This is a genomic window from Candidatus Neomarinimicrobiota bacterium (genome assembly GCA_021734025.1).
Lineage (GTDB): Bacteria > Fidelibacterota > JAANXI01 > JAANXI01 > JAANXI01 > JAANXI01.
In genome coordinates, this window is the sequence record JAIPJS010000010.1 from 82636 (window position 1) to 96259 (window position 13624).

Below are 13624 nucleotides of genomic sequence, written 5' to 3' on the forward strand. Positions count from 1 at the left end.
ATGAAGGGTAAAGTTCTAGTCATTTTGGGTCTGTTGGCGTTGCTGGCGTTTACCGTCTATAAGATGATACAGCACGAGACAGAAATACGGGAAGAACGCGTTGTCAGAGAATATATCTCCGATGATTCAGGCCCGCTGATTGAGCGAAAATCGTCGGAAACATTGCGCCGCATTGCGAACAGAGCGGACTATCGGTTTCGGACCTCGGGGGATTATTTCAGTAAATTGGAGGAAAATTACCCGCAAAGTGAACCGCAGTGGAATACCTTCCTGGTGAAAGGAGTGAACCTCGGATTCGCACTGCCCGGGCAGTTTCCCGCGGAGTTTGCCATGACTTACGATCACTATATGGACTGGCTGAAGCAGATCGGCCAGATGAATGCCAACGTGATCCGGGTATACACCATCCTTCCGCCGGTTTTCTACGAAGCATTCGCTAATTACAACTTACACCATCAGGACAAACCGCTGTACCTGTTTCAGGGCGTTTGGGCTACCGAACCAACTGCGCACAATTATACCAGAGAGAGTTATACGCGAAATTTTAAGCGCGAAATTATGGACGCCATAGATGTCTTGCACGGAAACGCGGTATTGGAAGAGGAGGTGGGAAAAGCATCAGGAGCCTATGCCATAGATGTCTCTGACTATGTCGCGGGAATAATGCTCGGCAGGGAATGGGAGCCGAACGGAGTACATACGACCATTCAGGAAGATTCGATTAATTATTATTTTGGCGATTTTATTTCTATGCCCGATGGAAATGCCATGGAAGCATGGTTGGCAGAGGTCATGGATTTTACCGTGTTGTATGAAACGCAAACATACCAATCCCAGCATCCAGTCTCCTTCGTCAACTGGTTGCCGCTGGATCCGATGTACCATGATACGGAAATTATTGAGAGTGAGGAAGTCAGGGAATATGACAACGATCTGGAATCCGTCGATTTTACCCGGTTTCACAGCAGCGAGTTGTTTAGACCCGGGGTTTATGCCACCTATCACGTTTACCCGTATTATCCCGATTTTATCTATCTGGAAGACCAATATGCCGGGGCAGAAATCCGGGCCGCGGAGCCGGATAATTTTATCGGATATCTGAACGATCTAAAATCTGAACACGAGGGAATGCCGCTTGTTATTGCGGAATATGGCGTTCCCAGTAGCCGGGGCGTCAGTCATATCAATCCCTATGGGCTTGATCAGGGAGGGCATTCGGAGTCCGAACAAGCGGAGATTTCGATGATGTTAACCAGGGATATCTATCACGCAGGCTGTGCCGGGGCCATATTTTTCGAATGGGCCGATGAATGGTTTAAGCACAACTGGCTTGTGATGGGGTTTGAAACCCCCTTCCATGATCGCAAACTCTGGCATAATATGGAAAATCCGGAGCAAAATTTTGGGATTCTCGCCATGGAATCCCGCCAGCGGACCATTGACGGGAATTTCACTGATTGGGGTGACGCCTGGAAGTCTGCCGGAACGATGAGATATCAGTTTCATGCAGATCCCTCATACTTCTATATGGCTATGGAATTTGACAGTCTGGACTTTACCAGGCATAATCTGCGCATCCCCGTTGATACCTATGACAGGCAAAGAGGAGATCACCGACTCCCGTTCACGGATCAGCGATTTGCGCGTGGATTTGAATTTTTGACAGAATTCTTCAGTCCCGACAGTGCCCATATACTTGTGGACGAACCCTACAGTGTGTATTCGGGGATGGAGGACGACTCGGGATTAGTCTTTACATCTGAGCCAAATGAAAACGGGTTGTTTATACCGCAAAAGCTCCTGACCAACCGTGGACGAATCTCACTGACGGGGGAGAAATTCGACTCAGTGATTGTGAACAGGAGTCCGCTACAGTTTGGAAAAAGTAACGAGCCTGAAACCTCCAATGCGAGCTGGTACTGGAATGCGGAAACCAGGCAACTGGAACTACGGCTCACCTGGCATCTGCTGAACGTGAGTGACCCCGCAAAAAACTATGTCCTGGATGATACCCCGGGAACACCGGCAATAGAATACACCGAAACCGACGGGTTCAAATTTAAGGTATTTGTTACAGACAAGAAGGAAAGTGTGCTCAAACATATCCCGGAAGATGGCTATCTGTTCTATCTCTGGGAAAAGTGGGAATCCCCATCCTGGACCTCCCGGCTGAAGCCATTGTATGACAGCCTGAAAACATACTTCGGAGAAGTTACTTCAGAAGATATCGCGAGTACTGGTTCTCAATTAACCTCCGGAGAAGAGGAATTTACGATTTGTGAATTTTACGGAAATCATTCGGGTGCTGTCTCGTTCAGTTTTCAGGGTGCGGATTATTCTCAGGTGAAAATTGGGAAGCCGGTCCTCGAGAAATACGGTACAACGGCCTCATTTGGCGTCATTCCTGGCTTTGTAAATTCGACGCCGGCACGATATCAGCTGGACAATGCCGGACAGCGAAGACGACTCACGACTCAAAATATTCAGATGCTCAGAAATAATGGCCATGTGCTTGCCCTTCAACTGAGAGAGCAGGAAGAAAGCGCCGTCTCTCAGCTCCGTACCGAACTCCGGCAAAATACGGGGATGGGGTTTAACCTGCTGTTCACCCATGATTCGGAAGTAGAAATACCGGATGGGATAGAATTCGTCCGAAACGTATCGCCCGGAATGAAGAAGTATTCAGGAACAGAATTTTATAACATAGATGGGAACTCATACTCAACAAATGCACTCGATTCTGTTCTCAGAAATAGACCTGATGAATGGATTATATTAAATTACAGGTATTTAACGGAGGATATTGAATCTACCCGTGCGCAATCCTTGTTTATGACCGGGAAACAGTTTGAATGGCATGTCAGGCTCGCGAGAAATAAACGTTTCTGGCTCGCAGACGAGTGGGATGTGTTTCGGTATCGGAAAGAACGCCAGGCATCGGATATTCGGACGTTTCGTCACAACGATAATGTATTCCTCAATATAGATACCCCCTTAAATACGACCATTTACGACCATCCACTGACAATACGATATACAACCGATGCGCCATATATACGTGTCAAAAATGCAACTGAAGAATATACGCTGAGAAACAGGACGGGAGAGGTGTATTTCAACATCATCCCCGGTAACGAAATAACGCTCACGCAGGTGCGATGATGAAAAAATACTCGATTCTATTAGTAATTATTACTGTCCCTCTTTTCCTTGCATCATGTAATAGAGGAATTGAGGCCAACCGGACGGCCTCCACTCCTGATCACCAGTTTCCTAAGGTGGTAATCCTGACAACTGGTTTTGAGGGGGAAAACGCAACGTTACCCCAGGGAATTGTCATAGCACTACAGGCGTTTAATCGGAGTGGCACTACAGTGCGGCTTGAGCCCCGGGATATATTATATAAGCCCGAACAATTGAACAATTACAATGTGATGATCCTTTCCACCGCGCCGGGATACCATGATGCCGATCAGGTATATTCGTTGTCGTACATGTCAGATTTTGAGCTTCAGAGGATTCGTGAATTTGTCGAAAAAGGCGGTGTAGTGATTGCGGGCGATAATGTCGGCCGGAACAGGCCAGACGGAACCGATAGAATTACGCTGTATAACCAGCTTGATGCAAACAATTACCCGCTCTCTGCCGCTTTTGGTGTCCAATTGGTCGAGCGGAATATGAGCGGATTTCGCATTTACGGGAATCTATCCGGTGGAAAGGAGATGAATTATATGCGTCCGGAGACCGGCGAAAATTTCTATGCGCTCATCCCCGATACCATCACCGGGAACTCCAGCGAAATTCTTGCCCGGTGGGTGAGTGAGAAAGATACCGTCCCGGCAGTAGTGAAAAACCGTTACGGAAAAGGGACGGCCTATCTGCTTGCCTCATCAGGACTGTTGCATCCTGCCAGCGAGGGCGGGTTTTTGAGCACAGCGCGGATATCGGAGTTTTATGTGTCGATTATAGAGGATTTTACCCGGCGGAACGATATTCCATTTCGATTAAACCCATGGCCTCACGGATACGATTATGCGTTTTGCGTCACCCTGAACGCAAATGGAGAACTGGAGCAGTATCAACGGGTGCTGAGGATGCTAAAAAAGTACAAAATTAATCCGGATATATTTGTCAATGGCCAGGTGGGGGAAGATGTAAGAGAATATTTAATGGAATCTGATCTGCAACTGCAGAGCAGGGGATATTCTTTCAGCAACTACCGGCAATTTAATTATTCGCAAGCCATTCGGGATATTATGCGAAATGAGCAAATGTGGGACACTGACTTTTCCGGATTCCGGTTCCCCTTTACAATGACTGGATTTTGGGGGTTTGTGGCACTCTTTGAGATGGACTATATCTTTGAAAGTGGAATTGGCGCCAATAATCTGGAGTTTATCCATGGGAGTGTTGTCCCGCACAATATTGTCGCTTCTGACCGGGGATATTATCAATCTACCGACATGATGGAAATTGCTCCGACCTATCATGACGATTATTTCTTTTTCAAAGATTTGGATGAAGAGACCGGAAACAGAGATCCGCGAGCCGTCGAAAAACAGGCCAGGCTCTATCAGAAATATCTGGAGAACTTCCTGGAATACGCGATAAAACCGTATCACGGTGCTTTGGTATATCAGGGACACCCAGCGTACGTTGCCAGGAATGACACAACGCTCGAAGCTTTGGAGAACCTGATTTCCATGGTGAAGAGTGAAAATAGCTGGATAACGACCATCGGAGAGATCGCCGACTTTCGCAGAAGCCTGCTTCGGTTACGGTTTTATGCTGAACAGAAGAATGATGCATCGATAATTACTGTATATGGTCCGGATAATACAAAAGTGGATGGGATTACCGTTGCCATCGATTTTCAGCCGGAATCCGTGCAGGCGGCACGGGGTGGTGCGGAGATGCAATCGGATTCCACCGGATACTACATCACCTTTGATGCTGAACCGGGACAAAAAGTAACCGTTTATCGGTAAGCCGGACAAAAGTCACTTTATTCCGGGTTTATGCCAGCGCCGATCAGTAGCGCGTTTTTGTCTTATACCAGGAATATTACTGCTAATGCCCCCGCCACCGTACACGCCAAATTTACTACGTCATTATTAATCAAACGGAAGCCGCGGATGTGATGGAGCGGGTTATTCCCGCAGTGCTCGGTTTTTTCGGTGATTTTATCGCAAGTTGGACATTTGTACTGCGCCTGAACGGTGGCACCCAGGATGCTGTCGACCATTGAACCGACAAGTCCTGCGAGAGTGACTATCCCGAGTGATCCCAGGGAGAATTGCGGAGAGACAATCCATCCGGAGAAGCCGAGTACTGCTGCGCCAGCGGTAGCACCCAAGGTACCAAACAGGGTGATCCCGCCAGAAGTACCCATGGCGACTGGCTGGAGTGTAAGGAGGCTTCTGGGTTGTTGACGTGAAAAGACACCAAGTTCCGTGGCCCAGGTATCGGCGGTGGCCGCAGCCAGTCCACCGAGAAAAACAAAATACAGCAGATCAGTCTGCGTATAGTGCCATATGATAGCCAGGAGTCCCGCCAGTCCACCGTTGGCCAGCACCTGCATCATATCCCGGTTGCCGGTTTTTTCATAGACAGAGTGCAGAATGTCCTTCTTCTGTTTGCCAAATTTGGATAACAGGCTGGACAGCACGAAAAATGCGCCCATGGGAACCACCCACCGGAGTCCGCCGATGCCAAAGACAAAAGTACCGAGCAGGAATGCCGCCACCGTGCCACTTAAATTCAGGACCCGCAACCGATATGCACCGAATGATAGCAGAAAGGCCACGAAAATCCAGCCCATAAACATCAACTGGGATGTAACAGGTTGCCCCAGAAGAATATCCATCGCAAGCGCCGCAGACAGCGGCAAAGTCAAGTTGTCTGAACCGCCCCAGGAGATAGACTCAGCGAAGGTGCTTACCACGGCGACAGCGATACTGACAATTATGAGGCTTCCGATCCCTGGCATAGGATGCCCGTCTATCAATCGAAGAATATACAACCCGGCGAAGGAGATAATAAAAGCCGAGATAAGCAGAGCCGAACTGCCCTGTACCGATTTCCGGTCCCGCCAGACGACAAAATTACGGGGCTTGGAAACCGTTTCTCCGACCTGAGCCGCGATGGGATCGCCGAGAGCGAGGATGAGGAAACTCACCAACAGTATCGCCGGATCCCGATACCAGAACATGACGACCAGAATCAGGAAGGTCAGCGGATAAAATACTGTTCCCAAAGATTGCCGGTCCGTCGCGTGCATACCTTCAAATCCCCCCGCAATGATGGCGATAAGATTCAGTATGATGAATACAAGGGCGATAGTAACAGCCGGAACGGGCGAGTCAAACAGAAATCGCGCCCAGAAGATCATCAGTCCGACCAGGATGTGGACTATTTTTCGGGAAGCTTCCGCCGACCACGCCAGCTTGGCTCTGGCGAATTCGGCAAGTCCGATAGCCAGCATGATGCCCAGAAAAAAAAGAGCAAACGTGAGCCATTCGCTGGCAAACGGCTGATAAACAGGGAATTCCGTAGACTCTGCAAACATATTGGATTATTTTAGGGCGCCGACCCGGTGAAATCAACGAGAATAATCATTTTTTTAAGTGAATGTATTGCGATTAATCACCGATGCCTGATAACACTCCCACTAGAGAACAAAAATTTGCCATAGCGGAGATCGACCAATCCATGCCGGTGACGGCTGGTGCGGGTTCGGGGAAGACATTCGTCCTGACCCACCGGTATTTCCAGATCCTGGCAGAGCAAAAGGCCGGACTGGACGAGATTCTGACCATTACCTTCACCGAGAAGGCTGCCAACCAGATGCGCAAAAAGATCCGTGATTTGATACGGACGCATACGAAAGGGATGGCCGACACCGGCTTTCCGCCGGTACAGAAACCGGGACTGAAGTTACCGGATCGGGAGTATTGGGGGCAGCTACTGGATGATTTCGAACAATCCTATATCAGTACTATCCACGGTTTCTGCTCCCGGATGCTCCGGGAGTCGGCCATCGAGATGGGGCTGGACCCGGATTTCTCTATCATGGACGAGCACACTACTGCTCTCCGGCTGCCTGAGATTACACGCCGGATCGTGTTCCAGATGATTCGAAACGAGAATGAGGCCGTTGGCCATTGGTTGCGGTATTATTCCGCCGGGCGGATTATCGATACTATGAAAAAAATGATCAGGAAACGGGTACAGTATCAGGGCCTGGAGGATCATTATCTTGATACCGACGGAAATCCAAAAGATCCGGAGGAGCAACTCCTGCATCTTAAGAACCACTATAAAAGAGAAGTGGAGCCGTTACTCGACCAATTTCGAAACCATCCGCTTTGGAAGGAATTGCGGACTCTTTTACAGGGATTAACTCCACTCGATAGGTCTGACGCGTTTTACCCGCACTATGAAGCCTTACTCGATATGATAGAGCAAATGGACTCCGTCGATGATCCCGTGAGGTTAGCCAATCTCTGGGTGCAGCTCCCGGACGAGTTGAAGAGCAAGGGAAGCAAAAAACGATGGGAGGGTGATTTCAGTCGCGTCAAGGATCTCTGCAAGAAATTCCGGGATACTGTTCTGGAGCCTGAACTCGAGGGTATTTCGCTTTTCGACCCGGAAATTGAATTAGAAGGGATCAGGCTGGCACAGTCCGGGGCTCAGATTTATTCGAAGGTTCTGGATCGGTACCGGAGATGGAAGCGGGAACAGAATTTTCTGGATTATGACGATTTGCTAATTGAAGCGGTCCGTTTATTACGTAATTTCCCCGATATCCGGCAGCGATACGCGCATCAGTTTCGCCATATCCTGGTGGATGAGTTCCAGGATACCAACCCGATTCAGTACGAATTGGTAAATCTTCTCCACACAACGGATGAGGATAATTCAACAAAACTCTTTGTGGTCGGTGACCCAAAGCAGTCCATTTATCGATTCCGGGGGACGGAGGTCAGTCTGTTCCGCCAGGCTGAACAGGCGCTACCGCAGGGAGAAGCGCAACTCACCACCAGTTTCAGGAGCCGACCGGCACTGTTGCAATGGTTCGACGCATGCTTTGCACCGGTTATGGGCACACAAGAGGAAGGCCGCGACGAATTGGCGCCGTATGAACAGCGGTACCAATCTTTAGAAGCATTCAGGGGTGAATTCGACGAAAAATCGACGTCGGTCACAGCCCAAATTGTTGAGACCCAGAGTGACGCAGATGAAGATTCAGTGGAAAACCGGATTCAGCTGGAGGCAGCCCATATCGCCAACTGGATCCAGGAGACCGTCGGGACGATTACCGTTGAGGAAGACGGCGAAAAGCGTTTGGCGCGTTACGGCGATATTGCGCTGCTATTCCGTCGCACGACCCACATCAAACAGTACGAGTACGCTTTCCAACTCACCGGTATCCCGTACTATACCGTGGCGGGGAAAGGACTCTTCCAGGCCCAGGAAGTCAGGGATATTCTCACCCTGCTCAAGACATTGGTGTATCCCAGCGATCAGATTTCCGCGGTGGGAACGCTGCGTTCTGCCTTTTTTGGCATGTCTGATGAGGGACTTTTTCGCCTGGCACTCAATGGCTATACTAATCGCTGGGATACGTTGTTTGCAAAAAAGGATGTGCCCGAAGAACTGGCTGAGAGCGATAAGTCAGCGTTACAATCTGCCAGAGATGCAATTGTATCGTGGCGTGACCTTGCGCAGCGGACATCTCCAGGCCGGCTCATCGATACAATCTGCAACGAGACCGGGTATCTGGGTATCGTTGGATCAGGCAGGCACGGGTTACAACGGCTGCGAAACGTGGAGCAGTTTTTGGAGTTTGCATATGAGGTCGGACGCTCACAGCAGTCATCCCTCCGGGGATTTGTGGAGTATGTGGAAACGCTCCGGGATGAAACGGAGATGGAAGAAGCGGTACTCCACACGGGGGAAACCAACGCGGTGCAATTGATGACCATTCACAAGGCGAAGGGGTTGGAGTTTCCCATTGTAATTGTGCCGAATATTGACAATACGGGCGCTTCAGGGATGCAGCAGGATTTTTATAGCACCTTTGGCTGGGCGCTGGCCTGGAACGATCCCGGCCGTCCCGCAGACGATCAGCGGGTAAAGCCGTTTCTATACCATCTGATTAGTACGGAAGAAGCCCGCCGGGATCTGGCTGAGTCCAGGCGCCTGTTTTACGTGGCTAATACCCGGGCCAGAGATAAACTGGTGCTGTCCGGAATCGCTAACGGCAAAAATGCACTGGAGAAGTCGATTGACAGGATCGATTTCGAGAAAGATAACTGGCTCCGATGGACTCTCGGGGCGCTTACGAACCTGGGCTGGTCGCCGGGAGAGGATTCAGTCGCCCTCGGCGAAGGGACGGTAACCGTACTTCATCATCAGCATATGGACGGAGAAAAACTGCCGGGGGCCGATGAAATCGTGAAATTTGATGACCCCGAAAATGGAACAACCTCTGAAGATTCCGGAAGTATCCTGTCAGGCGACGAAATTATCAGGCGATGGCGAATTCCGGAGCCCAGGAAAGTACTCAGCGAGATGAAACCAACCATGTTTCCGGTCTTCCGGAAAGATCCTGACCGGTTTTACCGGGAATACATTCTAGGGATTCCGGAACTCACCCCGGAAAATGTGAAAGCGGATGGACTCAAGGGCCCTGAGTTTGGTTCGCTGGCTCATGAAATTCTGGAGCGGTTTGTCAAAGAATCAATGCCTGAGCCTGAGCAGATGCTGGTGCAAATTCTCCCGCAAAGACAACTCGCAGGGGAGTCGGAGACAGAATCGGCCTTACGTTCCATGCTGGAGCGTTTGCAGGATTCGGAGTTAGGACAATTAATCCGTGACCATAACGCCCGGACTGAAGTAACCCTCCTGACCAGCGTGCTCGACATCCCTATGACGGGGCAGATCGACTTACTTCTTCAAACTGATGAGGATCGGTACATTATCATTGACTATAAAACCGATGCTGTAGATGAATCCGGAATTGAAGAAAAGGTCAACTATTACACACCGCAAATTTTGGCGTATGCGTATGCGGTTGAGGAATCCCTTGGGAAATCGCCGGAATGGGCCGGATTGTATTTTACACGGTTAAATGTGATACATCGTATCGATCTTCCGGATAATATCACTGGGGAAATGGAGAGACTGGTACGCGAGATGATAGATTTTCTTGAGAATAAAAAACCGTAGCGGGCAGGTTTAACATCGTGGGACAGTGTTATCGTGTTACTGTGCTATAGTTAAAACCTGCGAGTCTTGTGTCCTGAGAGCAGTCACCAGTTATCAGTTTGTGAGATGGGAGCAAAACAGTGAAAGTGTTCGATCTTTTTGATAGAACAGAATTTAGTGAAATCGATACAACGAACTACGAACAACAAAACAACAAACAGCCCCCCCTACTTTCACCATTCCCCCTATGCCCTTTACACCATTTGTTTCCGCATTAATCCGTGTGCAATTTTTATCGGGATTTAACTTTTTCCGAACTAATGTGTCTAAATAGGTGAGAAAGGGATACATGGAACCGGAACAACTCCAAAAATATCATGCTGGTGACCACAAAACCTTTAATCGTATTATGGCGGAATACCAGGAACCAATCTATTTCTTTCTCTTGCGAATGGTCGGCAACGAAGAAGATGCGCAGGATTTGACACAGGAGACATTTGTGAAGACCTACACGGAACGGAAAAAATTCAAAGGGAATTCGGCAGTAAATACCTGGATATATCGTATCGCTGCGAACCTGGCGAAGAACCATCTCCGGTGGCGATCCATCCGTAATTTTATCCCGGTTGATCATGCCGGGGACGAACTGGTGAATATGACCAATGACGAAAGCGCCGACGAATTGGAAGCAAGGGAGCAGGAACTGTTGATGCATCTGCAGTCGTTATCCAAAACCCAACGGAGCGTCTTTATCCTCCGCTATTTCAATCAACTGTCGCACAGGGAAGTGGCGCAGGTGATGGGGGTTTCGGAAGCATCATCAAAAACCAACTTCCATTATGCGGTCACTGCTCTGAAAGATCAGGTGCAGGGAGGAAAGATTTCATGACGAACCAATGTTCGGAATTTCGGGAAAAATACGTGAGATGCTGGGATGACGACGGGAACCTCCAGGCGTTCTTGACGGAGGCAACCCATCCGGAGAATTGTTCCGATTGCCGGCAGTTTCTCAGTGAATTCGGCGAATTGGATGCCTTGATGAACTCGGTTCCGGAAAGCAAGACTCCGAATTTTGGAACGATGCGTGTCAACGTGTGGGATGAGATCGAGCGGCGAACTGCCCGCCCCGGATGGCGAGAATGGGGATTGCGGGATGCGGTGGTCATTCCGGCGATTATCGCAATACTCGCGGTCTCGCTCTATTGGTTGTGGCCCCGAAACGGAGTGGAGCAGTTATCCAACACAGATACCCTCTATTCATATGTCCTGGATGAACTGGCGCCGAACGAATTGCCAGAAGAAGTAGTGCATATTATTGCAAAACAGGAAATGGGAGAGGTGGCCGGTGAGTATCTCCTGGAAAACGACGATTACGAAATCATTAACGAAGTATATCAATCCCGGGACGGATGGGATGAGGTCCTCGCCGACCTGACGGAAACAGAATTATAGGAGGTTATAATGCGAAAATATATCCCAGTGATGGTGATGGCGCTCCTGGTGGCCCATGGCATCTTTGCCCAGCCCGGCGGACCGCCGCACATGAGAAGGGGACAGACCCCGGAGCAGCTGGAAACGCTGCGCATCTGGAAGATGACGGAATTTCTGGATCTGTCCGAGGAGCAGGCCACCCGGTTTTTCCCGGCGTTTCGGAATCACAGAGAGAAGATGGGGCAATTGGATTCCGCTGTAGCCGATCTGCAGGGATCCATCGGCGACCAACTGGGACAAAATGGCGTCGATCAAAAGTACGTGGATCAGAAGCGAAAAGAGCTGAGCGATTTACGGCAGCAACAGTTGAAAGAAGAGATCCGGTTTCTGGAGGAGCTGCCGGAGTATCTGACCCCGGATCAGCAGGCGAAATTCATAATCTTTGACCGCCGGTTCAGGAGGGCACTACGCGATGCTGTCCGCCGGCACGATATGCAACCATTCAATCAATAACAACAGAAGGAGTCGTTACAATGAAGAAATCACAATGGTTTGTCACAGGTGCATTTGTTATGTTCCTCCTCCCGGCGATGGTGCTGGGCCAATTCGGCCCGAGGCACGATATGAAGATGGAGGCGCTGGATCTCTCTGCTGAGCAGCAGGAACAATTGGAATCATTGGCCGTGGAACACCATAAGGAAATGATTGCCGCCCGGGCCGATCTGAAGATAGCCCGGCTGGAACTGCAGGAACTACTCGTATCCGGGGTATCGGAGAAAAAGGTGAACAGCCAGGTTAACGCGGTTGCTGAAGCAGAGAAAGCTATTTTGCAGAACCGGATTGCTCATCAGCTGGCAGTCCGCGAAGCCCTGGGTGAGGAAGCCTTTGGAACCTGGATGCGGATGCATCACAGAGGGCAGTGTGGGAATTGCGGCCCTGGGAAACACCGTGGTATGCAGGGGCGTTCCGGAAAAATGGGCGGTCAGGGAATGCGTCAGGGTATGCAGTAGAAATACCCAGGATATACACAACAGATCCGGGGTATCAGATAAGGTATCCCGGATCAATTGTGCAACGGAAGGAAGGTATGGACGGAATCAATGTTGACAGTCTGAAGGAACGCATCGGGCTGGCGCTGGAAGAAGATATTGGCCTGGGCGATATCACAGCTGAGAGTGTAGTGGAGTATAATCCGCATGCACAGGCACAAATTATTGCGAGACAGGATGGGGTTATCTGCGGCCTGGATATCGCAAAAATGGTTTTCTCTCATAATGGTCCACCATTGGATATTCAGATCTTTGCTGAGGATGGCGATCTCGTGGAATCAGGCCAACAGCTCATGACCATCGCCGGGAGCGGTCTGACGATTCTGTCGGCAGAGCGAACCGCGTTGAATCTGCTGGGACGGCTCAGTGGTATTGCGACGCTTACGGCTGCATATGTCAGAGCAATCGATGGCACCAATGCGAGGATTCTGGACACCCGGAAGACTACGCCACTCTGGCGTGATATCGAGAAATACGCAGTCAAATGCGGTGGTGGTGTGAATCACCGGATGGGGCTCCACGATATGGTCCTGATAAAGGAGAATCATATCCGCTGGGCTGGTGGGTTGGAAAAAGCCGTGTCCCATTGTATTGGCGAAATCGGGGAAGACCGGCAGGCAATTAAGATTGAGGTGGAAGTAGGATCACTGGATGAGTTGGAAAAAGTACTGGAATTCAGTGTTGACCGGATCCTGTTGGACAATATGTCGCCGGTTACGGTGAGCCAGGCAGTGGATATGGTCCGGCATAAAATCCCGCTGGAGGTATCCGGCGGAATTACTCTGGAGACTATACGGGAATTCGCAGAGACCGGGGTGGAGTATATTTCGGTGGGTGCACTTACCCATTCGCCGGAAGTTTTCGATGTCTCACTATTGTTTGAGGATGAACTCAAGGCACCAGGCAAATCGGTGCACTAAATAAAGGAAAAT

9 protein-coding genes are annotated in these 13624 nt (G+C 49.8%); 8 read left to right on the top strand and 1 reads right to left on the bottom strand.

The window, feature by feature from the left end; genetic code table 11:
• Both K9N57_11685 and K9N57_11690 read left to right on the top strand, forming a co-directional pair.
• The gene (locus tag K9N57_11685) at nt 1-3162 is read left to right on the top strand and encodes a hypothetical protein (protein MCF7804845.1); all 3162 of its coding nucleotides are present in this window, start codon (nt 1-3) and stop codon (nt 3160-3162) included.
• Nucleotides 3159-4988 carry a hypothetical protein gene (locus K9N57_11690; protein ID MCF7804846.1) on the top strand — a complete coding sequence of 610 codons (1830 nt, stop codon included), beginning with the start codon at nt 3159-3161 and terminating at the stop codon, nt 4986-4988. The genes K9N57_11685 and K9N57_11690 overlap by 4 nt, the downstream gene beginning before the upstream one ends.
• A 62-nt stretch (nt 4989-5050) precedes the next feature.
• Here K9N57_11690 and K9N57_11695 read toward each other — a convergent pair whose 3' ends face one another.
• A complete protein-coding gene (locus K9N57_11695) occupies nt 5051-6568 on the bottom strand; it encodes a DUF92 domain-containing protein (GenBank protein ID MCF7804847.1) in 1518 nt (505 codons plus the stop codon).
• Between the two features lie 83 nt (nt 6569-6651).
• On the opposite strand from K9N57_11695, the gene K9N57_11700 reads away from it, so the two are divergent.
• The 6 genes from K9N57_11700 to nadC all read left to right on the top strand — a co-directional run bounded on the left by K9N57_11700 (nt 6652) and on the right by nadC (nt 13612).
• On the top strand, nt 6652-10233 hold the full coding sequence (locus K9N57_11700) for a UvrD-helicase domain-containing protein (protein MCF7804848.1): 3582 nt from the start codon (nt 6652-6654) through the stop codon (nt 10231-10233).
• Nucleotides 10234-10561: 328 nt separating this feature from the next.
• Entirely contained in the window at nt 10562-11101 is a 540-nt protein-coding gene (locus tag K9N57_11705; GenBank protein ID MCF7804849.1) for an RNA polymerase sigma factor, read from the top strand.
• Nucleotides 11098-11664, top strand: coding sequence for a hypothetical protein (locus tag K9N57_11710; GenBank protein ID MCF7804850.1), 567 nt, complete (start codon nt 11098-11100; stop codon nt 11662-11664). Before K9N57_11705 ends, K9N57_11710 begins: the two co-directional genes overlap by 4 nt.
• Nucleotides 11665-11673: 9 nt before the next feature.
• Nucleotides 11674-12156 carry a periplasmic heavy metal sensor gene (locus tag K9N57_11715; protein ID MCF7804851.1) on the top strand — a complete coding sequence of 161 codons (483 nt, stop codon included), beginning with the start codon at nt 11674-11676 and terminating at the stop codon, nt 12154-12156.
• A 20-nt stretch (nt 12157-12176) separates the two neighbouring features.
• Nucleotides 12177-12653: a periplasmic heavy metal sensor gene (locus K9N57_11720; GenBank protein MCF7804852.1), complete on the top strand. Its 477-nt coding sequence runs from the start codon at nt 12177-12179 to the stop codon at nt 12651-12653.
• A gap of 77 nt (nt 12654-12730) precedes the next feature.
• On the top strand, nt 12731-13612 hold the full coding sequence (gene nadC / locus K9N57_11725) for a carboxylating nicotinate-nucleotide diphosphorylase (GenBank protein MCF7804853.1): 882 nt from the start codon (nt 12731-12733) through the stop codon (nt 13610-13612).
• The last annotated feature ends 12 nt before the right edge of the window (nt 13613-13624 follow it).

Coding starts and splice junctions, on each gene's coding strand:
- K9N57_11685 (MCF7804845.1), top strand. CDS start 1: ATGAAGGGTAAAGTTCTAGTCATTTTGGGTCTGTTGGCGTTGCTGGCG.
- K9N57_11690 (MCF7804846.1), top strand. CDS start 3,159: ATGATGAAAAAATACTCGATTCTATTAGTAATTATTACTGTCCCTCTT.
- K9N57_11695 (MCF7804847.1), bottom strand. CDS start 6,568: ATGTTTGCAGAGTCTACGGAATTCCCTGTTTATCAGCCGTTTGCCAGC.
- K9N57_11700 (MCF7804848.1), top strand. CDS start 6,652: ATGCCTGATAACACTCCCACTAGAGAACAAAAATTTGCCATAGCGGAG.
- K9N57_11705 (MCF7804849.1), top strand. CDS start 10,562: ATGGAACCGGAACAACTCCAAAAATATCATGCTGGTGACCACAAAACC.
- K9N57_11710 (MCF7804850.1), top strand. CDS start 11,098: ATGACGAACCAATGTTCGGAATTTCGGGAAAAATACGTGAGATGCTGG.
- K9N57_11715 (MCF7804851.1), top strand. CDS start 11,674: ATGCGAAAATATATCCCAGTGATGGTGATGGCGCTCCTGGTGGCCCAT.
- K9N57_11720 (MCF7804852.1), top strand. CDS start 12,177: ATGAAGAAATCACAATGGTTTGTCACAGGTGCATTTGTTATGTTCCTC.
- nadC (MCF7804853.1), top strand. CDS start 12,731: ATGGACGGAATCAATGTTGACAGTCTGAAGGAACGCATCGGGCTGGCG.